The organism is Mesorhizobium sp. WSM4307 (genome assembly GCF_007003945.1).
Taxonomy (GTDB): Bacteria; Pseudomonadota; Alphaproteobacteria; order Rhizobiales; family Rhizobiaceae; genus Mesorhizobium.
Window position 1 is genome coordinate 383,740 of record NZ_VFTB01000005.1, and the last position, 23,203, is coordinate 406,942.

A 23,203-nucleotide genomic window follows, 5' to 3' on the forward strand; every position below is an offset into this window, starting at 1 on the left:
GCCGGTGGTGCCGACTTGAGGAAAACGTGAAATAAGGTCAGAAGACACCTGATCAACGAGGACGGGCGCCGGCCCGATGAGGGATATCATGAAGAATTCAGCCATTTCCGAACGCAAAAACCAGTCGATCTCGCGCGGCGTCGGCATGACCACGCAAATCTATGCCGACCGGGCCGAAAATTCGGAAATCTGGGATGTCGAAGGCCGTCGCTATATCGACTTTTCCTCTGGCATCGCCGTCGTCAACACCGGCCACCGCCATCCCAGGGTGATCGAAGCGGTCAAGGCGCAGCTCGACCGTTTCACCCACACCTGCCACCAGGTCGTGCCCTATGAAAGCTATGTCAGGCTGGCCGAGCGGCTGAACGCAATGCTGCCCGGCAAGTTCGACAAGAAGACCATCTTCGTCACCACCGGCGCCGAGGCGGTCGAGAACGCAATCAAGATCGCCCGCAATGCCACCGGACGCCCGGCCGTCATCGCCTTCGCCGGCGGCTTCCATGGCCGCACCTTCATGGGCATGGCGCTGACCGGCAAGGTCGTGCCCTACAAGGTCGGCTTCGGCGCCATGCCGGGCGACGTCTATCACGCGCCGTTCCCGGTGCCGCTGCACGGCGTGTCGGTTGCCGATTCGCTTGCCGCACTCGACCGGTTGTTCAAGGCCGATGTCGATCCGGCCCGCGTCGCCGCCATCATTGTCGAGCCGGTTCAGGGCGAGGGCGGTTTCTACGAGGCGCCGCGCGAATTCCTGACCGCGCTGCGCAAGCTCTGCGACCAGCACGGCATGCTTTTGATCGCCGACGAGGTGCAGACCGGCTTTGCCCGCACCGGCAAGATGTTCGCGATGGATCACCACGACGTCGCGGCCGACATCACCACAATGGCCAAGAGCCTGGCCGGCGGCTTCCCGCTGTCGGCCGTCACCGGCCGCGCCGAGATCATGGATGCGCCCGGCCCCGGCGGCCTCGGCGGCACCTATGGCGGCAGCCCGATCGGCGTTGCGGCCGCGCATGCCGTGCTTGATGTGATCGAGGACGAAAAGCTGTGCGACCGTGCCAACACGCTGGGCGCGCGGCTGAAGCAGCGCCTGCAGTCGATCCGCGACGACGTGCCCGAGATCGTCGATATAAGAGGCCTCGGCTTCATGAACGCGGTCGAGTTCAACGACGTCAAGAAGGGCCTGCCGTCGGCCGAGATCGCCAACGCCATCCGGCTGAAGGCGCTCGACAAGGGCCTGATCCTGCTGACCTGCGGCGTCTACGGCAACGTCATCCGTTTCCTCGCGCCGATCACCATCCAGGATGAGGTCATGAACGAGGCCCTCGACATACTGGAGAGCTCGATCCGTGAAGTCTGCGCTGCCTGAACCACCTTACCTCCCTCTGGTGGGGAGGTCAGACCGCAGGTCCGGGTGGGGGCATTGCGCCGACCCCCACCCCGCTGCTTCGCAGCGACCCCTCCCCACAAGGGGAGGGTAAGCGCGGCTATCCCGCAGCTCTTGCCGGCTCATCCTGCTGAAAGGCAGCCAGAGCCGCCTTCAACCCTTCGGGACCCATTGCCACGGTCTCCGGCGTCGGCGAGAAGCCGGCGCCGAGCATCTTGCGGCCAAGCATGTGGTCGCCGGGGCGGTTGACGGATTCGATGCCGAGCAACCGGTCGCCGGCATAATGGTAGATCGAGAACTTGTTGTCGGGCAGTTCGGCCAGCACGACTTGGCTGTCGCCGCCGGCGGTCAGTCCGACCATCTGCAGCTTCATGTCGCCAATATCGGACCAGAACCATGGCACCGCCGAATAGGCATCCGCGTGACCGGTGATCGTGCGCGCCGCGAGGCGGGCCTGGTCGGTGGCGTTCTGCACCGATTCCAGCCGCACATCGCCGCCGGTGAACCAGTGCCGGTAAGAGGCGACGTCGCCGATGGCCAGGATTTCTGGCACCGAACTGCGCATCTGGTGATCGACACGGATGCCGTTGGCGATGGCAAGACCGGCGTCCTGCGCCAGTTCGACATTGGGCACGGCGCCGATGCCGACGATGACCATGCGCGCCGGCAGCCTTTCGCCTGACGAGGTGATGGCGGCGACGACATGGCCGTTTTCGCCTTCGAGGCTTGAAATCGAGGTGCCAGTCAGGATGCGCACGCCGGTCGCTTCCAGCCTTTGCCGGACATGGCTCGCCACCACCGGCGCCACGGCGCGGCCAAGCAGCCGGTCCACCGCTTCCACCACCGTCACCGTGCGGCCGGCCGCGCGCAGCGTCGCGGCGATCTCCAGCCCGATGAAGCCGCCACCGAGGATGACGACATCTTCGCTCCGTGCGCTCAGGTCGCGGATCCGCCGTGCATCGGCCAGCGAGCGCAGCGACAAGACGCCGGCCAGATCAGCGCCTGGCAGCGGCAGGAGGCGCGGGCGCGACCCGGTCGCCAGGATCAGATGGTCGAAGGCAAGCATGCCGCCGCCTGATATCTCCAGGCTGCGGCCGCCGACATCGATGCGCTCGATCCGCACGTCCGACCGGTAGTCGATGGCGCTGCCGGTATAGAAGGCCTCACCCCGAAGCGGTTGCGGCTTGGCGTCGGCATCCTTGATGAAGGTCTTCGACAGCGGCGGCTTATGGTAGGGCAGTTCGTTCTCGTCACTGATGAGGATCACCGGCCCGTCATAGCCGTCCTCGCGCAGACTGGCGGCCGCTTGCACGCCCGCATGACCCGCACCGACAATGACCACGCCGTTCTTCATCGCGTCCCAAATCCTGATTCGATCCTAGGATCTCTCGGCAGGTGGCAATTGTCTGGCGCCGCCGCAAGAGAGCGTTTGCGGGTCGCACCCGGAACGGCGGCTGTCAATCGTACAGTTCGACAGCGAAGCCGGCGCAGTCGAGGTGTAAAGTTGACTTCTGTAGTTTAGAATAATTCTAAACTATTGTTTCAATTGGCTTTTCCCGCAGATTTTCGTTGACTTCCATCGGCGTCGAAGCTTTATGGAAGCCTGCGTATTGGCGCATCCCTTTGATGTCTGGGCCTTGAACCCGTTCGATTGGAGGCATTTTGGTGTCTTTCTTCCCTGAACCGCGCAATGGCGCGGCAAGTCTTGGCGCTCTTGGCAACGACGTGGCCTCGCGCCGGTCGCCGCGCGCGCCGCTTATGGAATTTCCGAGAAACTGGAGAGTGATGATGACAGCACGATATGGCGGCAGGCTGGCGGCGATTGGTGCCACGGCGCTGCTGACGGCGGCGGTGTTCGTGCTGCCTGCCAAGGCGGAAACCGACGCGAAAGCGGTCATCAGGACCTATTCCGACATCGCGCTTGCCAAATATGAGGATTCGTTGACCACGGCGCAGGCTCTCGACGAGGCGGTCGATGCGCTGCTGGCCAACCCGTCGGCGGAAACGCTCAATGCCGCCCGCGCCGCCTGGAAGGCATCGCGCGTTCCCTACCAGCAGACCGAGGTCTACCGCTTCGGCAACAAGATCGTCGACGACTGGGAAGGCGAGGTGAATTCCTGGCCGCTGGACGAAGGCCTGATCGACTATGTCGCCAAGAGCTACGGCACGGAATCGGACACGAATTCGCTCTATACGGCCAATGTGATCGCCAACAAGGAAATCGAGATCAACGGCAAGAAGGTCGATGCCTCGAAGCTTTCGCCGGAATTCCTCTCCGGCACGCTGCAGCAAGCCGGCGGCGTCGAGGCCAATGTCGCCACCGGCTATCACGCCATCGAATTCCTGCTCTGGGGCCAGGACCTGCACGGCACCGGCCCGGGCGCCGGCGAGCGCCCTTACACCGACTACGACCTCAAGAACTGCACCGGCGGCAATTGTGACCGCCGTGCCGAATATCTGAAGTCCGCCACCACCCTTCTGGTTTCGGACCTGCAGAAGATGGTCAACGACTGGAAGGAAGACGGGGCCGCACGCAAGAACCTGGTCGATGGCGAGCCGAACACGGCGATCTCGGTCATCTTCACCGGCATGGGCTCGCTGTCCTACGGCGAACTGGCCGGTGAACGCATGAAACTCGGCTTGATGCTGCATGATCCCGAGGAGGAGCAAGACTGCTTCTCCGACAACACCTACAATTCCCACCTCTATGATGCGATAGGCATCCGCGCCGCCTACCTGGCCAGCTACAGGCGCCTCGACGGCACCGTCGTTTCCGGACCTTCGGTGCATGACATGGTCAAGGCGGCCGATCCTGCGATCGACAAGGAGCTGTCTGACAAGCTCGACGTCACCGTCGCCAAGATGGAGGCGATCAAGGCGCGGGCCGAGGCCGGCGAGGCCTATGACCAGCAGATCGCCGAGGGTAACGCTGCGGGCAACGCCACCGTGCAGGCAGCGATCGACGCCCTGATCGATCAGACCAAATCGATCGAGCGTGCCGTCGGCTCGCTGAAACTCAACGCCATCGCCTTCGAAGGCTCCGACAGCCTCGACGCACCCGACAAGGTGTTCAAGTAAGCGCCGAAACCTGGAGCCCGGTCGGAAGCTGATAATCGGCTTCGAAATGGGCTCCGGGACCAGAACAAGCCACACGGCGCGGGAGGCGCCGTCAGCCATCCGAGCCCTGTAAATGCTGATCTGCCATTGCAATGTCATCACCGAGAAGGAGATCGAGCAGACGATCATCGGGCTGCTGGACCTGGACCCCTGGCAACTCATCGTGCCGGCCAAGGTCTATCACGCGATGCAAAAGCGTGGCCGCTGTTGCGGCTGTTTCCCAAATGTGGTCGAAACGATCATTCGGGTTACCGAAAATTACCACGCCCGCTCGGAGGCGAGCGGCGCCGATGTCGTTTCACACCTGGATCGCGTCAGAGGCCTGCGCGTCCAATACGGGAGCAGAACCCATGAAAGGCGAAAGTCTGATCATCGAGCGGCTTAACGAGGCGCTTTTCCTGGAGCTTGGAGCCGTCAATCAATATTGGGTGCATTTCCGTCTGCTGGAGGATTGGGGGTACACGAAGCTGGCCAAGAAGGAGCGGGCGGAATCGATCGAGGAGATGCACCACGCCGACAGGCTCATCGCCCGGATCATCTTCCTTGAAGGCCATCCGAACCTGCAGTCCGTGGCGCCGCTGCGCATCGGGCAGAATGTCAAGGAAGTGCTCGAATCCGATCTTGCCGGCGAATATGACGCGCGCACGGCCTACAAGCGTTCGCGCGAAATCTGCCATGAGGTGGGCGACTACGTGACGATGAAACTGTTTGAGGATCTGCTGGCTGACGAGGAAGGTCACATCGACTTCCTCGAGACGCAGCTCGACCTGCTCGCCTCGATCGGCGAGGAGAAGTACGGCCAGCTCAACGCCGACTCGGCCAACGAGGCGGAGTAAAGGCATGCGGGAATGCGGCGCCTGCTAGAATTATCCCGCCGCTTGCGGCGGGCCGATGGCTCGCCGCTTCACCTGAAGAGACCAGCCGGACTGGCTCGTCGGCGCTGCACCATTCTCGTGTTGGCGCTGACATCGCCCGCGATTGCCGGCGAGCTTCAGCCGGCCGGACTCGCCACGACGCGCAGCGACCTCAATGCCAAGGATCAGGCGCGCGTCACCGCCGTCACCAGGTTGACCACGGATTTCTCCAAACCCGAGCCGTTCGAACTGATGCAAGGCGGCGCCGGCACGTCTGAGAAAGACGTCAGCCGCGACGCCTTCTCGCAATCCTCGGCCAACATCAGCTTCGAGCAACAGGGCACTTTCAAGCTCGGCGACGCCCTGTTCCGCAAGAACTGGGTGTCGTCGCCATCTTCGACGCAGGCGTCGGACGGGCTGGGTCCGCTGTTCAACGAACGCGCCTGCCAGAACTGCCATCTGAAGGACGGCCGCGGTCGCCCGCCGCAAGGCGATATCGGCACCACCTCGATGTTCCTGCGGCTGGCGCGCGACGCCAGCAGCGCAGAGGAAAAGTCGGCCATTGCCGACCGCGATCTGCCCAATTTCCCCGACCCGGTCTATGGGACGCAGTTGCAGGAGCTGGCCGTGCCCGGCTTGCGCGGCGAAGGCCGGATGCGCGTCGATTATCAGGAACGGCAGGTGACGCTGGCGGACGGCACGGCGGTTTCCCTACGCAAGCCCAGCTACTCCGTCACCGATCTCGCTTATGGGCCGCTTGATCCGCGCACCACGCTGTCGCCGCGCCTGACGCCGCCGATGATCGGCCTTGGCCTGATCGAGCAGATCGCGCCGGCTGACATTCTTGCTCATGCCGATCCGGAAGACCGCGACAATGACGGCATCTCCGGCAAGCCGAACATCGTGCGTGACAGGCTGAGTGGCGAACTGACGCTTGGCCGTTTCGGCTGGAAAGCACAGACCGCGACGATCCGCCAGCAGGCGGCGGACGCCTTCGCCGGTGACATCGGCATCTCGACGCCGGAACAACCAAAGCACTGGGGCGATTGCACCACCGCACAGGCAAAATGCCTGGCCATGCCGAATGGCGTGCAGGCGCGCCTCGGCCCGGTCGAGGCGCCGCCGCCAGTGATGGATCTCGTCACCTTCTATTCGCAGAACCTGGCGGTGCCGGCGCGCCGCGATCTCGCCGCGCCTGGCGCGCTCGCCGGCAAGAAGCTCTTTTACGAGATCGGCTGCGTTTCCTGCCACACGCCGAAATTCGTCACTCGTCGGGATGCGCCTGACAAAGCGCAGGCCTTCCAGCTGATCTGGCCCTATTCCGATTTCCTGCTGCACGACATGGGACCCGACCTGGCCGACGGCCAGGCGGTGGGCGATGCGACGGGAAGCGAATGGCGCACCCCGCCGCTGTGGGGCATCGGCCTCACCGAAACCGTCAACGGCAATTCCTTCTTTCTGCATGATGGCCGCGCGCGCAGCCTGACCGAGGCGATCCTGTGGCATGGTGGCGAGGCGCGGAAGGCGCGCGACCGCTTTGCCGCCGCCAACGCGGCCGAGCGCGATGCGCTGGTCAAATTCCTGGAGTCACTGTGATGCTGAAGCGCTCTGCACTGGTTCTCGTTCTTCCGCTGGCTCTGCTCGGTGTTTTCCCGGCCTCGGCGGCGGTGAAAGCCTCCGACATCATCCAGCGGGCAATCGACGGCTTTGTCCGTCCGGCCTATGCCGATCTGCACCAGCATGCGGAAGCGTTGACGCATGCGATGCACAAGCTCTGTGAAGCGCCCTCGCAAGGAGAGCTGGATGCGGTGCGGGCCGAATTCTCGGCCACGGTCTATGCCTGGTCGTCGGCCGAAATCATCGGTTTCGGCCCGATCAAGGAGAACAATCGGCTGGAGCGCATCCTCTACTGGCCGGATCGCAAGAGCATAGGCCTGAAACAGGTGCAGGCGGCGCTGGCGGACAAGGATTCGACGGCGACCGATCCGAAACAACTGGCCGGCAAGAGCGTCGCCATGCAGGGGCTCGGCGCGCTGGAGTTCGTGCTTTTCGGCGACGGCGCCGACGCGCTGGCGGGCAAGGACGATCCCTATCGCTGCGCCTATGGCGCGGCGGTTGCCGGCAATATCGAAACCATGGCCGGTGACGTCAGCGCGGCCTGGAACAAGCCGGACGGCTTTGCCGCGCTTTGGGCCAATCCGGGACCGCAGAACGCGCTCTACCGCGACGGCAACGAAGCGGTCACCGAACTGGTCGGCGTTTTCATCAACGAGCTGGAGATGGTCAGGGATGTCCGCCTGAAAGGTTTCCTTGGCGGCAAGCCGGATTCGGACAAGCCGAAACAGGCAATCTACTGGCGCTCGCAAAACACCGCCAATGCGCTGGCCGGAAATCTCGCCGGCGTCGACGCGCTGTTCCAGGCCTCGAAACTTGGCGATGCGCTACCGCTCGATGCACGCTGGATGGCGGAGTCCCTCCACATCCAGCTGGTCAACGGCGTCGCCACCGCGAAATCGATCCAGGGTCCGATCGACAAGACGCTCGCCGACCCCGCGCTGCGCGAAAAGCTCGAGCATTTCGCGCTGATCACCTCCAGCCTGTCGACCCTGATCGGCACCCGGCTGACCGCCGAATTCGGCCTGACCGCCGGGTTTTCGTCATTGGATGGGGACTGAGCATGCGCACGCCGCTCATCGATCGCCGGGATTTCCTGAGGGTTGCGGGCATCGGCTTCGCTGCCGCGATGGCGCCGTCGGCCTGGGCGAAGACGCTTGCTGTCGACGCCGTCTTCGCCACCGCTTTCCTCAAGCGCGACGGCGGTTTTGGCGCCGCCGTGCTGTCCGAGGCCGGCAAGGTGCTGCATGCGATCGACCTGCCCGATCGCGGTCACGACGTCGCTTTTGATCCCCTGTCGAAGCGCTCGGTGGTCTTCGCCCGCCAGCCCGGTACCTTCGCCGTCGTTTTCGATCATTCGGGCCGTGAGGCGCCGCAGACCATCGCCAGCATCGCCGGCAGGCATTTCTTCGGCCATGGCGTGTTCTCGCCCGACGGCGCCCTGCTCTATGCCACCGAGAACGATTTCGACAATGCGGCCGGCGTCGTCGGCGTCTACGATGCACGCGCGAAATTCAGTCGCATCGGCGAATTCCCGACCTATGGCGTGGGCCCGCACGAACTCCTGCTCATGGGCGACGGCCGGACGATTGCGGTCGCCAATGGCGGCATCGAGACCCATCCCGATTATGGCCGCGCCGAGCTCAACATCGCCACCATGAAGCCGTCCTACGTGCTCATCGACCGCGTCACCGGCGACCTGATCGAAAGGCATGAATTGCCGGCTTCCCTGCACCAGCTGTCGATCCGCCACATGGATACCGACCCGTCCGGCACCATCTGGTTTGGCTGCCAGTACCGGGGGCCGGGCACCGATCGTCCGCTGCTGGTCGGCCGCGCCGTGCGCGGCAAGGAGTTGCAGCTTCTCGACATGCCGCAGGACGTGCTGTCCGGCTTCCGCAACTATATCGGCTCGGTCGCCACCAACGCGACCGCCGGCACCGTCGCCGTCTCGTCGCCGGAAGGCAATTCGCTTGTCGTGATCGACGCGGCCAGCGGCCGGGTCGTTTCGTCCAGCGCGCTGGTCGAGGTCTGTGGCCTGGCGCCGGACGGATCGGGCTTCATGGCCACCACCGGCGCCGGCGAGATTATCGAGGGCAGCGGCGCGACACGGTCAGAGCCGGACTATGTCTGGGACAACCACATGCTGCGCATCGAACAGGTCTGACAGCGCGCTGGCGGAACCGAAGCCGCTTAACAAATTATGCTTGCGGTGGCGCGCCCTGGCGGGCACAGGGAAGTGTTTCTCGGAACCGGTCGTTTCATGAAAGTGCTTGCCATCGACTGTGCCGCCAGCCTCTGCGCCGCCTGCGTCTACGACGCGGCGGCCGGGCGGGAGCTTGGCCGTGCGGTGCTCGATCTCGGCAAGGGCCATGCCGAGCACCTGATGGCGGTCATCGCCGAGGCGCTGAAGGCCGCCGCAACCGACTACCCTGGCCTTGGCGCCATTGCCGTTTCCGTCGGCCCCGGTTCCTTCACCGGCCTGCGCGTCGGTGTCTCCACGGCGCGTGGCCTGGCGCTGGCGCTGAAAATCCCGGCGATCGGCGTGACGACGCTCGAAGCTTTGGCCGCCGAGGCCGCACTGGCATTTCCCGGCCGCGCCGTGCTGGCGGCGCTGGATGCCGGTCGCGAGGAAATCCATGCAGCACTGTACGATAGAGCGTTAGTTTTGACTTACGGTCCAGCAGTGACCACGCTGCCGGAAGTCAGTGCCTTGGCGAGGGAGACCTCTGCGGCGCTTGCCGGAACTGCGGCAGTGCAGATCGCCGAATCGGTGGGCCGGCGTTCCGATATCGGGCCTCAGACGGCGACCGCTGATGTTCTCACCTACGCCCGTCTGGCCGCCGCCAAAGGCGAGGGCGAAAGGCCGAAACCACTTTACCTGCGCGGCACGGATGCAAAGCCGCAAGCCGGATTTATTCTTTCGAGGCAACAAAATTGATGCGCATACCTTTTCTGCAGCCGCGCCGCCGGGACTATGCTCTCGAGCCGCTCAGGATCACCGACAGCCCTGCGGTCTCGGTGCTGCATCGCGAGGACTTTGTCCGTCCGTGGACCGATGGCGAGTTCGCCGCCCTGCTCGAGCAGGACACCGTGTTCGGTTACGCAGCGCGCGAGACCGGGCAGGGGGCCAAGCCGCCCGTCGGCTTTGTGCTCGCCCGCCTGGCCGCCGGCGAGGGCGAGATCCTGACGGTCGCGGTGGCGCGATCGCACCGCCGCCAGGGACTGGGCTGGCAATTGATGGATGCGGTGCTGCGCGAACTGCACGCACAGCGCGCCGAAGCGCTGTTCCTCGAGGTCGACGAGACCAATGTCGCCGCGATCGCCCTCTACCGTCGGCTGGGCTTCCGCGAAGTCGGCAAGCGCCCGGACTACTACAAGTCGCCCGATCGCGGGCCGACCGGCGCGCTTGTCATGCGCCGCGATCTTCGCTAGCCAGAGGTCGGGTAGGGCCAGGACAGCATGATCGGAAAAATCAGGATTTTCCTGGCCTTGGGCCTTGTCGTCGCCGGCTCGCTGGTCCTGGTGCCATTGCAGATCCTGTCGATGAAGACCGGCTGGTGGCCGGAAACCGTCATTCTCAAGATCTGGCACCGGCTGATCCTCAGGGCGCTCGGCATGCGCGTCCATGTCAAGGGAACGCTGTCCGACAAGCGTCCCTTGCTGGTGGCCTCCAACCACATCTCGTGGACCGACATCATGGTGCTTGGGTCCTTTGCCGATGTGAAGTTCATCGCCAGGGCCGATATGGAAGGCTGGCCGCTGATCGGCATGCTGTCGAAACTGCAGCGAACCGTCTTCATCGAGCGCGAACGCAAGCGTTCTTCCGGCGACCAGGCAAGCGAGATCGCCAGTCGCATGGCCAAGGGCGATGCCATGGTGCTGTTTGCCGAGGGGTCGACCGGCGACGGCAATGCCGTCCTGCCGTTCAAGAGCACGCTGTTCGGTGCGGCCTCGATGGCGCTTTCGGAGGGCGCGGCCGAGCAGGTGTTCATCCAGCCGGTGGCGATCGCCTATACGCGCCTGCACGGCGTGCCGCTCGGCCGCCGCCATCGGCCGATCTCGGCCTGGATCGGCGACGAGGATCTGATGCCGCACCTCAAGGTGCTGATGGCGGAGGGCGCGCTCGACGTGGAAGTGCATTTCGGCGAACCGGTCGCGTTTGCCAAGGGCTCGAACCGCAAGGAAACGGCCAGGCTGATGGAAAGCCAGGTGCGCGGGATGATGCAGGCGGCACTCGCCGATCCGCGCCCGAGCCGCTAGCCTGGATCCTGCGCCTGCGCGTGCACGCCGAGAATCGTCTGTTTTTTGTCACGGAAAGGCGTTAGAAGCCGCCGGATGGACTTGAACACGATTGAAAGCGACGACATCGGCAGTGTGGCCGGACAGCCGGCAGTGCGCGCCAAGGCAGCGAAGAAGGTCTTCATCAAGACCTATGGCTGCCAGATGAACGTCTATGATTCACAGCGTATGGGCGATGCGCTGGCCGCCGACGGCTACACCGCGACCGATGCCATCGACGAGGCCGACCTGGTGCTGCTCAATACCTGCCACATCAGGGAGAAAGCGGCGGAGAAGGTCTATTCCGAGCTCGGCCGCATCCGCGACATGAAGGCGGAGCGCGCCATTGCCGGCCGCGAAATGCTGATCGGCGTCGCTGGCTGCGTGGCGCAGGCCGAGGGTGCCGAGATCATCAGGCGCTCGCCGGCCGTCGACCTTGTCATCGGGCCGCAGACCTATCACCGTCTGCCCGACGTGCTGGCGAGGGTGCGCGGCGGCGAGAAGATCGTCGAGACCGACTACGCCATCGAAGACAAGTTCGACCATCTGCCGCAGCCCAAGCGCGCCGAGGTCATCAAGCGCGGCGTCACCGCCTTCCTCACCGTGCAGGAAGGCTGCGACAAGTTCTGCACCTTCTGCGTCGTGCCCTATACAAGGGGCTCGGAAGTGTCGCGACCGGTGGCGCAGATCGTCGCCGAGGCCGAGCGGTTGGCGGAGGCTGGCGTGCGCGAGGTGACGCTGCTCGGCCAGAACGTCAATGCCTGGCACGGCCAGGGCGCAAACGGCGAGGAATGGGGCCTTGGCCGCCTGCTGTTCCGGCTGGCCGAAATTCCTGGACTGGCGCGGCTGCGCTACACCACGAGCCACCCGCGCGACATGGATGACGAGCTCATATCAGCCCACCGCGACCTGCCGTCGCTGATGCCTTATCTGCATCTGCCGGTGCAATCGGGGTCCGACCGCATCCTCAAGGCGATGAACCGCAGGCATACGGCCAGGGATTATCTGGCCCTGCTCGATCGCATCCGTGCCGCACGTCCCGATATCGCTTTGTCCGGTGACTTCATCGTCGGCTTCCCCGGCGAGACGGAGGCCGATTTCGAGGCGACGATGGACCTGGTGCGCCAGGTGAACTACGCCTCGGCCTTTTCGTTCAAATATTCGCCGCGCCCCGGCACGCCGGGCGCCGAAATGGCCGATCATGTGCCCGAAACAGTCAAGGACGAGCGCTTGCAGCGGCTGCAGGCACTGCTGTTGAAGCAGCAGCAGGACTTCGGTTCCAGCCTGGTCGGCAGCACCATCGACACGCTGATCGAGAAGCCCGGCCGGCAGGCCGGCCAGAAGGTCGGCCGCTCACCTTGGCTGCAGCCGGTTATTGTTGATGAAAAGGCCGGCGAAATCGGTGACATTATCCAGGTGCGAATCACGAAGACGGGCTACAATAGCCTGTTCGCCGAATTGGCCTGATGGTCTCGGCAGATGAGGAGAGACGGTTGAGCGCAGCAGAGCTGAAGAACCTGCCCCCGGTACCGGCATCTGGGGCTTCTGACATGGCGCACATCGTTCTGACTTTCGACAACAACAAGCTTGCCAGCGCCCTTTACGGTCAGTTCGACGAGAACCTCGCCCGGCTCGAGCAGAAGCTCGGCGTCGACATCCGTTCGCGCGGCAACCAGCTGACCATCAAGGGGTCGGCTTCGGCCGCTGAACAGGCGCGCCGTGCCTTGGACAATCTCTATGGCATTCTGCAGAAGGGCGTCGATATCGGCCAGTCCGACGTTGACGGCGCCGTGCGCATGGCGGTCGCCGCCGACGATCAACTGACCCTGCCGACGCTGGAGCGCAAGGGCAAGGTCTCCGCTGCCCAGATCTCCACCCGCAAGAAGACCATCTATGCCCGTTCGCTGAACCAGGACGCCTATATGCGGGCCCTGGAGCGGTCGGAACTGGTGTTCGGCATCGGTCCGGCAGGCACCGGCAAGACCTATCTGGCGGTTGCGCATGCGGCGATGCTGCTCGAGCGCGGCATGGTCGAGCGCATCATCCTGTCGCGGCCGGCCGTCGAGGCCGGCGAGCGGCTGGGCTTCCTGCCCGGCGACATGAAGGAGAAGGTCGATCCCTATCTGCGGCCGCTCTATGACGCCCTCTACGACATGATGCCGGCCGACAAGGTCGAGCGCGCCATCGCTGCCGAAGTCATCGAAATCGCGCCGCTCGCCTTCATGCGCGGCCGCACGCTGGCGCATGCAGCGGTCATCCTCGACGAGGCGCAGAACACCACGCCGATGCAGATGAAGATGTTCCTGACCCGTCTCGGCGAGAATTCGCGCATGATCGTCACCGGCGATCCCACCCAGATAGACCTTCCCCCGAGCACGAAATCGGGCCTGGTCGAAGCCTTGCGCGTCCTCGACGGCGTGGCCGGCGCGGTCACCGTGCGTTTCAACGATGTCGATGTCGTTCGCCATCCGCTGGTGGCGGAAATCGTCAGGGCCTATGACCGCGACGCCAAGCTGGCGCGCGGCCTCGGCGCCGAGAATTGATTTTTGACGATGCCGCTTCATGCCTGAGGACAATTTATCCGGCGACGGGGAGCCTCCCGTCGACATCGATATATCGGTCGAAGCGGGTGATTGGCCCGATGAGGCAAGCCTGACACGGCTGGTCGATCGTGCGGTTGGCGCTGCTTTCACCGAGACCGGCGTGACTGGCCGTTCCGAACTCAGCGTCGTTTTTTCCGACGACGCTCATATACGTACGCTCAATGCCGAATGGCGGGGTAAGGACAAGCCCACCAACGTCTTGTCTTTCCCGGCTTTTCCGTTTGTACAAGGCGGCCCGCTGCCGCCGATGCTGGGCGATATCGTGCTCGCCGCCGAGACGGTTTCTCGCGAGGCGGCGCTGGAAGACAAGCCAGTGCAGAACCATATCACCCATCTCGTCATCCACGGCCTGCTGCATTTGCTGGGCCATGATCACGAGACCGACGCCGAGGCTGAGGAGATGGAGGCCATCGAACGCGCAGCGCTCGCAAGGCTTGCCATTCCCGATCCCTACGCGTAACTACATCTGACAATTGACCGGACGACGATGAACGACAAACCAGAGACTGCCGCCCGCCCTGACGCCGGCAGTGCGCCCAAGGCTTCCGATACGTCGGAAGAGGGATCAAGTCCGAGTACCGTTACCTCTGGTGCTGCCAGCGCCGGCAGTGCAGCCAGCGAGCTTTCGCCTGCCGGACCCTCCCTGTTCGATCGTGTTTTGGGCCTGTTCAGGCAACGTAATGGCACCAGCCTGCGCGAGGAAATCGCCGACGCTCTGGCCGAGACGGCGAGCGATGCCGGCGCCTTCTCGCCCGGCGAGCGCGCCATGCTCAACAACATCCTGCGCCTGCGTGAAGTGCGCGTCGAGGATGTCATGGTGCCGCGCGCCGATATCGAGGCGGTCGAGATCACCACGACACTCGGCGATCTCCTGGGCACCTTCGAACAATCCGGCCATTCCCGCATGCCGGTCTATTCCGAGACGCTCGATGACCCGCGCGGCATGGTCCATATCCGCGACGTTCTGGCCCACATCACCAAGCTCGCGCGCGTCAAGAAGGGGCGCACGACCAGGAAGACGCCCGTCGCCACGCAGCTCGATCTTGCCCAGGTCGACCTCGCGCGCACCATCGGCGAGCTCAATCTGATCCGCCAGGTTCTTTTCGTGCCGCCCTCGATGCTTGCTTCCGACCTGATGGGCCGGATGCAGACAACGCGCACGCAGATGGCGCTGGTCATCGATGAGTATGGCGGCACGGACGGGCTTGTCTCGCTCGAGGACATTGTCGAAATGGTCGTCGGCGACATCGAGGACGAGCATGACGACGACGAGCCGATGATCACCCAGGCCGGCGACGGTGTCTTCATCGTCGACGGCAAGGCCGAGATCGACGAGGTCGCCAAGATGATCGGCGAGGATTTCGCTGCCGGAGAACATGGCGAGTATGTCGACACCATCGGCGGCATGATCTTCAACACGCTCGGCCGCGTGCCGGCGCGCGGCGAGGTGGTGCAGGCCATTCCGGGCTTCGAGTTCCATGTCCTCGATGCCGATCCGCGCCGCGTCAAGCGCGTGCGCATCGTGCAAAGCCAGAAGGGCGAACGCCGTCGCCGCGCCACGGCCCGCACCGAACAGGCTTGAGTTTCCGCTGCAGATGACGGTGGACGACCCGTTCAAGCATTCAAGTCTGGGTTCCGGTGTCTTCTACAGAGATCCGCGCGCAGCGCTGGCGTGGCTCGAAGCGGCTTTCGGCTTCGAGCGCAGCATGGTGGTGAGCGATGCCGACGGCAACCTCGTCCACGCCGAGATGCGGTTCGGCGACTGCTACATCATCGTCGATTCCGAATGGAGCGATTATGTCGCGAGCCCGGCTTCGGTCTCGGGCAAGAACACGCAGTCGGTCTATGTCAGGCTCAGGGATGGCCTGGCGGCGCATTGCGAGAAGGCGCGGGCGGCCGGCGCCGACATAATCCAGGAGCCGACGGACCAGTTCTACGGCAAACGCCAGTATCGGGCTCGCGATCGCGAGGGCCATGTCTGGACCTTCACCCAGCCCATCCGTTGCGTTTCCCGCGAAGAGGCCGAGCGGCTGAGCGGCCTGCGCATCGACGGCTGGCACCGGTAATGCATGTCGCCCAAAAGTCACCTCGGTTTTGGGAGAACGACATGCATAAAAACAAAGCTCTAAAGCGCGTCGCATGAATCCGTTTCAACGCGACGCCCTCCAGAGCGTGATCGGATCATCGCGACTGACAGGCAGGCGTTTGGAGCGCGGACCGCGGCCTGATAAATCTTACGTCCTGATTCGCGCGACTCGGAAGTACGCATGGAGCGCCTGACCGGCCGGATAATTCTGCTTTGGGGTTGGCGGCGTGCGCTCGTGGCCTTTCTTGCCGGGGCGCTGGCGGTGCTGGGCCAGGCGCCCTATGATTTCTTCGCCGCCTGCTTCATCTCGTTTCCGCTGCTGGTCTGGCTGCTCGACGGTGCGACCGGCGAAGCTTCAGGCAGCCTTTTCAGACGCTTGCGGCCGGCCTTTGCCGTCGGCTGGTGGTTCGGCTTCGGCTATTTCCTCGCCGGCCTCTGGTGGATCGGCTCGGCGTTGCTGGTCGAGGCAGACGACTTTGCCTGGGCGCTGCCCTTCGCCGTGGTCGGCATTCCCTTCGCGCTCGCCTTTTTCTACGGCTTCGCGACGATGGTCGCCCGGCTTCTGTGGAGCAGCGATATCGGCCGCATCGCCGCCCTTGCCTTCGGCTTCGGGCTGATGGAGTGGCTGCGCGGCTTCCTGTTCACCGGTTTCCCCTGGAATGCCATAGGCTACGCAGCAATGCCGGTGCCTCTCCTCATGCAGAGCGTGTCGGTGACCGGCATGATCGGCATGAACGTGCTTGCCGTGTTCCTCTTTTCATTGCCGGCGCTGCTGGCGGCGCGCCGGCATCTGCGCCTGGGTGCGGTGCTGTTCGGCCTGCTTGCATCGGCCCATGTCGGTTTCGGCTACATCAGGCTTGCCGCTCCTGAAAAACCGACGGAGCGCAGCCTCGATGTCCGCATTGTCCAACCGGCCGTCGACCTCAGTGAAAAATGGGATGCCTCGGTGCGCGACCGTATCTTCGCCACCTTGCTCGGCCTGTCCGCCAAGGCGCCGGACCCCGGTCACGCCAAGCCACAGCTCATTCTTTGGCCGGAAACCTCGGTGCCGTTCCTCTTCACCGAGCGCCCCGACGCGTTGACGGCGCTGGGCGACATGCTGGCCGATGGCCAGATGCTGATCGCCGGCGTCGTTCGCGAGGAAGGCGGCTCGGCGGCCAGCACTGACAGCCGCTATTACAATTCCGTGGTGGCGATCAACGACAGGGGCGAAATCGTCGATGCCGTCGACAAGGTCCATCTGGTGCCGTTCGGCGAGTACCTGCCTTTCGCCGACCTGCTCAACCGTTTCGGCATCGCGCAGCTTGTCGCCGGACCGGTGACGTTCGCTGCCGGCAACGAGCGCCACGCCATCACACTGCCGGGCGGCATCCGTGCCCTGCCTTTTATCTGTTACGAGGTGATCTTTCCCGATCTTGTGGCAGTTGACGCAACGTCAGCACAGCTTATTGTGAACGTTACCAATGATGCCTGGTTCGGGGACACACCGGGACCGTATCAGCATTTCAGGCAGGCCCAGATTCGCGCGGTGGAGAACGGATTGCCCTTGCTGCGTGCTGCCAACAACGGCATCTCGGCCGTCGTCGATCCACACGGACGCATCGTCGATGCACTGGGCATCGACGCGCGCGGAGCCATCGATGTGAAGGTGCCGATTGCCGGACAGACGGTCATTTCCTCGGGACAGAGGCGCATTAACGGAATGCTGATCATGTTGCTGTTTGCGCTCGGGGGAGCGCTGTTGAGCGTAAGGCAAAGGCTACGGGTGAATTGACAGTCGACACATTAGAAACTCATACTGTATCGCCTGAAAATTTCTCGAAGTCGGTGGATCGATCTGTTGGGGCAGTCGCCTCCGGCTTTTTTTGGGCGGGAAAAAATCACAAAGCCGAAAAAATTCGGCGAGGAAAAAATGACAGAAGAAAACAAGAAGAAACCCAATCCCATAGACATTCACGTTGGAAGCCGCATCCGGCTTCGCCGCAACATGCTCGGAATGAGCCAGGAAAAGCTGGGCGAAAATCTCGGCATCACATTTCAACAGATCCAGAAATATGAAAAGGGCACCAACCGCGTCGGCGCCAGCCGGCTGCAGGCGATAGCCTCGATACTCGGCGTGCCCGTCGCCTTCTTCTTCGAGGATGCGCCGGGCCAGGAGGCGGCGGTCGGCCGCGGCTTTTCCGAGGATGCGTCGATGGCTTTCGCCGTCGAATTCTGCGGCAGTCCCGAAGGCCTTCAGCTCAACCGGGCCTTCGTCAAGATCGCCGACGTCAAGGTCCGCCGCAGGATCATCGACCTGGTGAAGTCGCTCGCCGCCGAAGATCTCGACTGACCCTCGATGCACCTCGAACCGGCGGCATTCGCCGCCGGTGGCACAAGATATCGACATCGACAGTCGTGCCAGCATGGCGGCAACGCTTGACGAGCGACGCTTTGCCCCGCTAACACGTGGCGCGCCAAAATCGGCAGCCTGCCGATCGTTTTTCAAGAGGGGACACCCGTGACGCGGCAGAACTACTTCTTTACCTCGGAATCCGTTGCCGAGGGCCATCCCGACAAAGTCTGTGACCGGATCTCCGACGAGATTGTCGATCTGGTCTACCGTGAGGCCAAAAAGACCGGCATGGACCCATGGAAAGTCCGTGTCGCCTGCGAGACGCTCGCGACCACCAACCGCGTCGTCATCGCCGGCGAAGTGCGCGTTCCCGAGACGCTGCTGAAGAAGGACAAGGCTGGCAACATCCTCAAGGACGCCGCGGGCCACCCGGTGGTGAATCCGGCAAAATTCAAATCCGTCGCCCGCAAGGCGATCCGCGAGATCGGTTACGAGCAGGCCGGGTTCCACTGGAAGACGGCCAAGATCGAGGTTCTCCTGCACGGCCAGTCGCCCGACATCGGCCAGGGCGTCGACAACGCCGCCGACCGCCAAGGCGAGGAAGGTGCGGGCGATCAGGGCATCATGTTCGGCTATGCCTGCCGCGAGACGCCGGACCTGATGCCGGCGCCGATCTACTACAGCCACAAGATCCTCGAACTGCTGGCCGCCGCCCGCCACCAAAACAACGGCGAGGCCGGCAGGCTCGGCCCGGACGCCAAGAGCCAGGTCACCGTCCGCTACGTCGACGGCAAGGCCGCCGAGGCAACGCAGATCGTGCTGTCGACCCAGCATCTCGACGCGACATGGGACTCCAAGAAGGTCCGCAAGGTCGTCGAACCCTACATCCGCGAGGCGCTTGGTGAGCTCAAGATCGCCGACGATTGCATGTGGTACATCAACCCGACCGGCAAGTTCGTCATCGGCGGCCCGGACGGTGACGCCGGCCTCACCGGCCGCAAGATCATCGTCGACACTTATGGTGGCGCGGCACCGCATGGCGGCGGCGCCTTCTCGGGCAAGGACACGACCAAGGTCGACCGTTCGGCAGCCTATGCAGCGCGCTATCTCGCCAAGAATGTCGTGGCAGCGAAGCTTGCCGACCGCTGCACCATCCAGCTTTCCTACGCCATCGGCGTCGCCCAGCCTCTGTCGGTCTATGTCGACCTGCACGGCACCGGCAAGGTCGACGAGGCGAAGCTCGAGGATGCGCTGCGCACGGTGATGGACCTGTCGCCGTCGGGCATCCGCCGCCACCTCGACCTCAACAAGCCGATCTATGCCAAGACGTCGTCCTACGGCCATTTCGGCCGCAAGGCCGGCCGCGACGGGTCTTTCTCCTGGGAAAAGACCGATCTCGCCAAGGCGCTCAAGGATGCTGTCGCGGCCTGAACGCTGCGACAGACCCAGCGCCGCCAGATGAGCCCGCAAGACAGGCCAAGCCGTACGACCGAAGCCTTTTTCGGTCGTCGGCGCGGCAAGCCCGTCCGTCCGCAGCAGGCGGCGGCCCTGGAAAGCGGGCTTGGCGCCTACCGGCTCGATCTGACGGCTGATGCGCCGTCGGATCTGCACACTCTGTTTGAAAGTGACGTTGCGGCCGTCAGGCTCGAGATCGGCTTTGGCGGCGGCGAACATCTTCTGCACCGCGCCATCGAGGCGCCGACAACAGGCTTCATCGGTGTCGAGCCCTTCGTCAACGGCATGGCCAAGATGATGATGGCGGTGCGGGCAACGCCGCTGGCCAATTTGCGGGTCCATGACGATGACGCCACCCGGCTGCTCGACTGGCTGCCGCCGGCCTCGCTCGACGGCATCGATCTTCTCTATCCAGATCCATGGCCGAAAAAGAAGCACTGGAAGCGGCGTTTCGTCAGTCCGGTCAATCTCGAGCGTTTCGCGCGGGTCTTGAAACCGGGCTCAAAATTCCGCTTCGCGTCCGATATCGACACCTATGTGAACTGGACCTTGCTGCATTGCCGGGCGCATGGCGCCTTCGCATGGCAGGCGGCCGAAGCCGCCGACTGGCATCGCCCCTATGAGGGCTGGCCAGGCACGCGTTACGAGGCGAAGGCCGTTCGCGAGGGCCGGCGGCCTGCCTATCTGACCTTTGTGAGGAAATAGGCGCGCCCCTCGCCAGATTTTCAGAAACGGCCGATTCTGTTGAAGATGGCCGGATCCATGCCGAGCTTGCGCAAATCGTCGGCGCGAGGCTTGCGCCCGGCTTCCACCGAGCGTGACGCGGCAACGGCGCCGCCGAATGCGGTGAAGATCTCGCCCAAGGCGGAAAACAGTCTGCGATTGCTCATGATCTTGTCCTTTCGCGCGCCACCGCGCGCCTCTTCTGTTCGTGTCGTGGCTAACAAATAAGAGCGCTCCGCCGGCTCTCACAGGGGGATTGGCGCATGGTGGCCATGCGCCTGGAGCAATGCTGACGCTGTCAGCCCTTTTGCCGGTTCGGCACGGCGGGCTTGAAACACAGGCCATGTTCGTTTATATCAACCTCAAATTCTTGGTCGGTATGACGAAGAGTGGGTCCACCCGGTCCCGCTCTTTTTTATTACCTGCCGATAGGTTCGAAACGACAGGTACTTGATGACTGCAACGGCAAGCGAAGGTGACGACCGCATCATCCGCGAAAGCGGCATCGATGCGCGCATTGCGCTGATCGTTCAGCCGGTGCTGCGCGGCATCGGCTTTCGCCTCGTGCGGGTGCATCTGTCCGGCCAGAACGGACTGACGCTGCAGATCATGGCCGAACGCGAGGACGGCACTATGACCGTCGAGGATTGCGAAGAGGTCAGCCGCGCGGTGTCGCCGGCGCTCGACGTCGATGATCCGATCGAAAAGGCCTATCATCTCGAAGTCTCTTCGCCCGGCATCGACCGGCCGTTGGTGCGCAAATCCGATTTCGTGACCTGGACCGGTCATCTGGTGAAGATGGAAACATCGGTCATCGTCGCGGATCGCAAGCGCTTCAAGGGCAAGATCGCCGAGGCTGGTGAGAACGACGTGCTGATCGAGCGCGACAAGGCGGCCTATGGCGAGGAACCGACGGTGCGCGTGCCTTACGACGCCATTGCCGAAACCCGGCTGATCCTGACCGACGATCTCATCCGCGATGCGTTGTCGAAGGACAACAGGGCGCGCAAGGAAGCCAAGAAACGCCGCGGCGAACCGGATGACGACGCGCCCGAGGGTGCGGAAGCGGACGCCACGGAAGAACACGAACAGGAAAGTTGATTGAGCTGCCGGGCCGAAAAGTCCGGCAAACAGGCTCGGGAGAAAAAACATGGTTGTAAGCGCCAATAGACTTGAACTGCTGCAGATTGCCGACGCCGTCGCGCGTGAAAAGTCGATCGACAAGTCGATCGTCATCGCCGCCATGGCCGATGCGATCCAGAAGGCGGCGCGTTCGCGTTACGGCCAGGAGACCAACATCCGCGCCGACATCAACCCGAACACCGGCGAGATGAAGCTGCAGCGGCTGATGGAAGTGGTCGAAAAGGTCGACGACTACGCCACCCAGATCGCCATTTCCTCGGCTCGCGAGCGCAATCCCGACGCGCAGCTCGGCGACTTCATCGCCGAACAGCTGCCGCCGATGGATTTCGGCCGCATCGCCGCGCAGTCCGCCAAGCAGGTCATCGTGCAGAAGGTGCGCGAGGCCGAGCGCGACCGCCAGTATGACGAATACAAGGACCGCATCGGCGAGATCGTCAACGGCACCGTCAAGCGTGTCGAATATGGCAATGTCATCGTCGATCTCGGCCGTGGCGAGGCGATCATCCGCCGCGACGAGCTCATTCCGCGCGAAAACTACAAATATGGCGACCGCGTCCGCGCCTATGTCTACGACGTGCGCCGCGAGCAGCGCGGCCCGCAGATCTTCCTGTCGCGTACGCATCCGCAGTTCATGGCCAAGTTGTTCACCATGGAAGTGCCGGAAATCTATGACGGCATCATCGAGATCAAGTCGGTCGCCCGCGACCCGGGCTCGCGCGCCAAGATCGCCGTCATCTCGCGTGATAGTTCGATCGATCCGGTCGGCGCCTGCGTCGGTATGCGCGGCAGCCGCGTCCAGGCCGTCGTCGGCGAACTGCAGGGTGAGAAGATCGACATCATTCCGTGGTCGCCCTCGGCCGCCTCCTTCATCGTCAATGCGCTGCAGCCGGCGGAAGTCGCCAAGGTCGTGCTCGACGAGGATGCCGAGCGTATCGAAGTGGTGGTTCCCGACGATCAGCTGTCGCTGGCCATCGGCCGCCGCGGCCAGAACGTGCGTCTCGCCTCGCAGCTCACCGGCTGGGATATCGACATCCTGACCGAGGCCGAGGAATCCGAGCGCCGCCAGAAGGAATTCGTCGAGCGCTCGGCGCTGTTCATGGAAGCCCTCGATGTCGACGAGATGGTCGGCCAGGTGCTGGCCTCCGAAGGCTTCACCAGCGTCGAGGAGGTCGCCTATGTCGACGCCGGCGAAATCGCCTCGATCGACGGCTTCGACGACGACACCGCTTCCGAAATCCAGACCCGCGCCCGCGAGTACCTCGAAAAGATCGAGGCCGAGCACGACGAGAAGCGCAAGGCGCTGGGCGTCAAGGACGAACTGCGCGAAATCCCCGGCATCACCACCGCCATGATGGTGACGCTCGGTGAGGATGGTGTGAAGACGATCGAGGATTTCGCCGGCTATGCCGCCGACGACCTGACCGGTTGGAAGGAACGCAAGGACGGCGAGACCAAGGTCTATCCGGGCGTGCTGGCCAATCACGGCGTTTCGCGCGCCGATGCCGAACAGATGGTGCTCAACGCCCGTCTCAAGGCCGGCTGGATTTCCGAAGACGAGCTTGCGGCCGAAGAAGCATCGGCTGACGAAGCCGTTGGTGCGTGAGGTGA

General features: G+C 63.7%; 23 protein-coding genes. 21 read left to right on the forward strand and 2 right to left on the reverse strand.

Annotation, left to right across the window (positions count from 1 at the left end; all coding sequences use genetic code 11):
* Positions 1-88 precede the first annotated feature (88 nt).
* Entirely contained in the window at positions 89-1,366 is a 1,278-nt protein-coding gene (locus FJV83_RS14515) for a 4-aminobutyrate--2-oxoglutarate transaminase (protein ID WP_095771966.1), read from the forward strand.
* A 118-nt stretch (positions 1,367-1,484) separates the two neighbouring features.
* Here FJV83_RS14515 and FJV83_RS14520 read toward each other — a convergent pair whose 3' ends face one another.
* Positions 1,485-2,738 carry an FAD-dependent oxidoreductase gene (locus FJV83_RS14520; protein WP_142886556.1) on the reverse strand — a complete coding sequence of 418 codons (1,254 nt, stop codon included), beginning with the start codon at positions 2,736-2,738 and terminating at the stop codon, positions 1,485-1,487.
* 434 nt (positions 2,739-3,172) lie between these two features.
* Here FJV83_RS14520 and FJV83_RS14525 point away from each other — a divergent pair, with 434 nt between their 5' ends.
* The 18 genes from FJV83_RS14525 (at position 3,173) to FJV83_RS14615 (ending at position 20,434) form a co-directional block, all read left to right on the forward strand.
* A complete protein-coding gene (locus FJV83_RS14525; RefSeq protein WP_142886612.1) occupies positions 3,173-4,462 on the forward strand; it encodes an imelysin family protein in 1,290 nt (429 codons plus the stop codon).
* 112 nt (positions 4,463-4,574) lie between these two features.
* Entirely contained in the window at positions 4,575-4,886 is a 312-nt protein-coding gene (locus FJV83_RS14530; RefSeq protein ID WP_142877124.1) for a (2Fe-2S)-binding protein, read from the forward strand.
* Complete coding sequence (gene bfr / locus FJV83_RS14535; protein ID WP_019863056.1) at positions 4,852-5,337, forward strand: bacterioferritin; 486 nt, start codon at positions 4,852-4,854, stop codon at positions 5,335-5,337. Before FJV83_RS14530 ends, bfr begins: the two co-directional genes overlap by 35 nt.
* Positions 5,338-5,349: 12 nt before the next feature.
* Positions 5,350-6,951, forward strand: a complete 1,602-nt coding sequence (locus FJV83_RS14540; protein ID WP_142886557.1) for a di-heme oxidoredictase family protein — start codon at positions 5,350-5,352, stop codon at positions 6,949-6,951.
* Positions 6,951-8,030, forward strand: a complete 1,080-nt coding sequence (locus FJV83_RS14545) for an imelysin family protein (RefSeq protein WP_142886558.1) — start codon at positions 6,951-6,953, stop codon at positions 8,028-8,030. Before FJV83_RS14540 ends, FJV83_RS14545 begins: the two co-directional genes overlap by 1 nt.
* A gap of 2 nt (positions 8,031-8,032) precedes the next feature.
* Positions 8,033-9,136: a DUF1513 domain-containing protein gene (locus FJV83_RS14550; RefSeq protein ID WP_142886559.1), complete on the forward strand. Its 1,104-nt coding sequence runs from the start codon at positions 8,033-8,035 to the stop codon at positions 9,134-9,136.
* A gap of 96 nt (positions 9,137-9,232) precedes the next feature.
* Entirely contained in the window at positions 9,233-9,910 is a 678-nt protein-coding gene (tsaB, locus tag FJV83_RS14555; protein ID WP_142886560.1) for a tRNA (adenosine(37)-N6)-threonylcarbamoyltransferase complex dimerization subunit type 1 TsaB, read from the forward strand.
* Positions 9,910-10,404 (forward strand): ribosomal protein S18-alanine N-acetyltransferase, encoded by a 495-nt coding sequence (rimI, locus tag FJV83_RS14560; RefSeq protein ID WP_010913305.1) that lies wholly within the window; start codon positions 9,910-9,912, stop codon positions 10,402-10,404. Before tsaB ends, rimI begins: the two co-directional genes overlap by 1 nt.
* Positions 10,405-10,431: 27 nt before the next feature.
* A complete protein-coding gene (locus FJV83_RS14565; RefSeq protein ID WP_095771814.1) occupies positions 10,432-11,232 on the forward strand; it encodes a 1-acyl-sn-glycerol-3-phosphate acyltransferase in 801 nt (266 codons plus the stop codon).
* 75 nt (positions 11,233-11,307) lie between these two features.
* Positions 11,308-12,717, forward strand: coding sequence for a tRNA (N6-isopentenyl adenosine(37)-C2)-methylthiotransferase MiaB (miaB, locus tag FJV83_RS14570; protein WP_095771815.1), 1,410 nt, complete (start codon positions 11,308-11,310; stop codon positions 12,715-12,717).
* 83 nt (positions 12,718-12,800) lie between these two features.
* Positions 12,801-13,793: a PhoH family protein gene (locus FJV83_RS14575; RefSeq protein ID WP_245318074.1), complete on the forward strand. Its 993-nt coding sequence runs from the start codon at positions 12,801-12,803 to the stop codon at positions 13,791-13,793.
* Positions 13,794-13,812: 19 nt separating this feature from the next.
* Positions 13,813-14,313: an rRNA maturation RNase YbeY gene (gene ybeY, locus FJV83_RS14580; protein WP_095771817.1), complete on the forward strand. Its 501-nt coding sequence runs from the start codon at positions 13,813-13,815 to the stop codon at positions 14,311-14,313.
* A gap of 27 nt (positions 14,314-14,340) precedes the next feature.
* Positions 14,341-15,435, forward strand: a complete 1,095-nt coding sequence (locus FJV83_RS14585; RefSeq protein WP_142886561.1) for a hemolysin family protein — start codon at positions 14,341-14,343, stop codon at positions 15,433-15,435.
* 13 nt (positions 15,436-15,448) lie between these two features.
* The gene (locus FJV83_RS14590) at positions 15,449-15,919 is read left to right on the forward strand and encodes a VOC family protein (RefSeq protein WP_142886562.1); all 471 of its coding nucleotides are present in this window, start codon (positions 15,449-15,451) and stop codon (positions 15,917-15,919) included.
* A 201-nt stretch (positions 15,920-16,120) separates the two neighbouring features.
* Entirely contained in the window at positions 16,121-17,713 is a 1,593-nt protein-coding gene (gene lnt / locus FJV83_RS14600; protein ID WP_142886563.1) for an apolipoprotein N-acyltransferase, read from the forward strand.
* Between the two features lie 138 nt (positions 17,714-17,851).
* Positions 17,852-18,271, forward strand: a complete 420-nt coding sequence (locus FJV83_RS14605; protein ID WP_095787343.1) for a helix-turn-helix transcriptional regulator — start codon at positions 17,852-17,854, stop codon at positions 18,269-18,271.
* A gap of 168 nt (positions 18,272-18,439) precedes the next feature.
* Positions 18,440-19,705: a methionine adenosyltransferase gene (gene metK / locus FJV83_RS14610; protein WP_142877129.1), complete on the forward strand. Its 1,266-nt coding sequence runs from the start codon at positions 18,440-18,442 to the stop codon at positions 19,703-19,705.
* 27 nt (positions 19,706-19,732) lie between these two features.
* Entirely contained in the window at positions 19,733-20,434 is a 702-nt protein-coding gene (locus FJV83_RS14615) for a tRNA (guanosine(46)-N(7))-methyltransferase TrmB (RefSeq protein ID WP_142886564.1), read from the forward strand.
* A gap of 20 nt (positions 20,435-20,454) precedes the next feature.
* On the opposite strand, the gene FJV83_RS36415 is transcribed toward FJV83_RS14615, so the two are convergent.
* Positions 20,455-20,619, reverse strand: a complete 165-nt coding sequence (locus FJV83_RS36415) for a hypothetical protein (RefSeq protein ID WP_095771969.1) — start codon at positions 20,617-20,619, stop codon at positions 20,455-20,457.
* Positions 20,620-20,905: 286 nt separating this feature from the next.
* Here FJV83_RS36415 and rimP point away from each other — a divergent pair, with 286 nt between their 5' ends.
* Both rimP and nusA read left to right on the forward strand, forming a co-directional pair.
* Positions 20,906-21,553, forward strand: a complete 648-nt coding sequence (gene rimP, locus FJV83_RS14620) for a ribosome maturation factor RimP (RefSeq protein ID WP_095771823.1) — start codon at positions 20,906-20,908, stop codon at positions 21,551-21,553.
* 49 nt (positions 21,554-21,602) lie between these two features.
* Positions 21,603-23,198: a transcription termination factor NusA gene (gene nusA / locus FJV83_RS14625; RefSeq protein WP_010913320.1), complete on the forward strand. Its 1,596-nt coding sequence runs from the start codon at positions 21,603-21,605 to the stop codon at positions 23,196-23,198.
* Positions 23,199-23,203 lie beyond the last annotated feature (5 nt).

Coding starts and splice junctions, on each gene's coding strand:
- FJV83_RS14515 (WP_095771966.1), top strand. CDS start 89: ATGAAGAATTCAGCCATTTCCGAACGCAAAAACCAGTCGATCTCGCGC.
- FJV83_RS14520 (WP_142886556.1), bottom strand. CDS start 2,738: ATGAAGAACGGCGTGGTCATTGTCGGTGCGGGTCATGCGGGCGTGCAA.
- FJV83_RS14525 (WP_142886612.1), top strand. CDS start 3,173: ATGACAGCACGATATGGCGGCAGGCTGGCGGCGATTGGTGCCACGGCG.
- FJV83_RS14530 (WP_142877124.1), top strand. CDS start 4,575: ATGCTGATCTGCCATTGCAATGTCATCACCGAGAAGGAGATCGAGCAG.
- bfr (WP_019863056.1), top strand. CDS start 4,852: ATGAAAGGCGAAAGTCTGATCATCGAGCGGCTTAACGAGGCGCTTTTC.
- FJV83_RS14540 (WP_142886557.1), top strand. CDS start 5,350: ATGCGGCGCCTGCTAGAATTATCCCGCCGCTTGCGGCGGGCCGATGGC.
- FJV83_RS14545 (WP_142886558.1), top strand. CDS start 6,951: ATGCTGAAGCGCTCTGCACTGGTTCTCGTTCTTCCGCTGGCTCTGCTC.
- FJV83_RS14550 (WP_142886559.1), top strand. CDS start 8,033: ATGCGCACGCCGCTCATCGATCGCCGGGATTTCCTGAGGGTTGCGGGC.
- tsaB (WP_142886560.1), top strand. CDS start 9,233: ATGAAAGTGCTTGCCATCGACTGTGCCGCCAGCCTCTGCGCCGCCTGC.
- rimI (WP_010913305.1), top strand. CDS start 9,910: ATGCGCATACCTTTTCTGCAGCCGCGCCGCCGGGACTATGCTCTCGAG.
- FJV83_RS14565 (WP_095771814.1), top strand. CDS start 10,432: ATGATCGGAAAAATCAGGATTTTCCTGGCCTTGGGCCTTGTCGTCGCC.
- miaB (WP_095771815.1), top strand. CDS start 11,308: ATGGACTTGAACACGATTGAAAGCGACGACATCGGCAGTGTGGCCGGA.
- FJV83_RS14575 (WP_245318074.1), top strand. CDS start 12,801: ATGGCGCACATCGTTCTGACTTTCGACAACAACAAGCTTGCCAGCGCC.
- ybeY (WP_095771817.1), top strand. CDS start 13,813: ATGCCTGAGGACAATTTATCCGGCGACGGGGAGCCTCCCGTCGACATC.
- FJV83_RS14585 (WP_142886561.1), top strand. CDS start 14,341: ATGAACGACAAACCAGAGACTGCCGCCCGCCCTGACGCCGGCAGTGCG.
- FJV83_RS14590 (WP_142886562.1), top strand. CDS start 15,449: ATGACGGTGGACGACCCGTTCAAGCATTCAAGTCTGGGTTCCGGTGTC.
- lnt (WP_142886563.1), top strand. CDS start 16,121: ATGGAGCGCCTGACCGGCCGGATAATTCTGCTTTGGGGTTGGCGGCGT.
- FJV83_RS14605 (WP_095787343.1), top strand. CDS start 17,852: ATGACAGAAGAAAACAAGAAGAAACCCAATCCCATAGACATTCACGTT.
- FJV83_RS14615 (WP_142886564.1), top strand. CDS start 19,733: ATGAGCCCGCAAGACAGGCCAAGCCGTACGACCGAAGCCTTTTTCGGT.
- FJV83_RS36415 (WP_095771969.1), bottom strand. CDS start 20,619: ATGAGCAATCGCAGACTGTTTTCCGCCTTGGGCGAGATCTTCACCGCA.
- rimP (WP_095771823.1), top strand. CDS start 20,906: ATGACTGCAACGGCAAGCGAAGGTGACGACCGCATCATCCGCGAAAGC.
- nusA (WP_010913320.1), top strand. CDS start 21,603: ATGGTTGTAAGCGCCAATAGACTTGAACTGCTGCAGATTGCCGACGCC.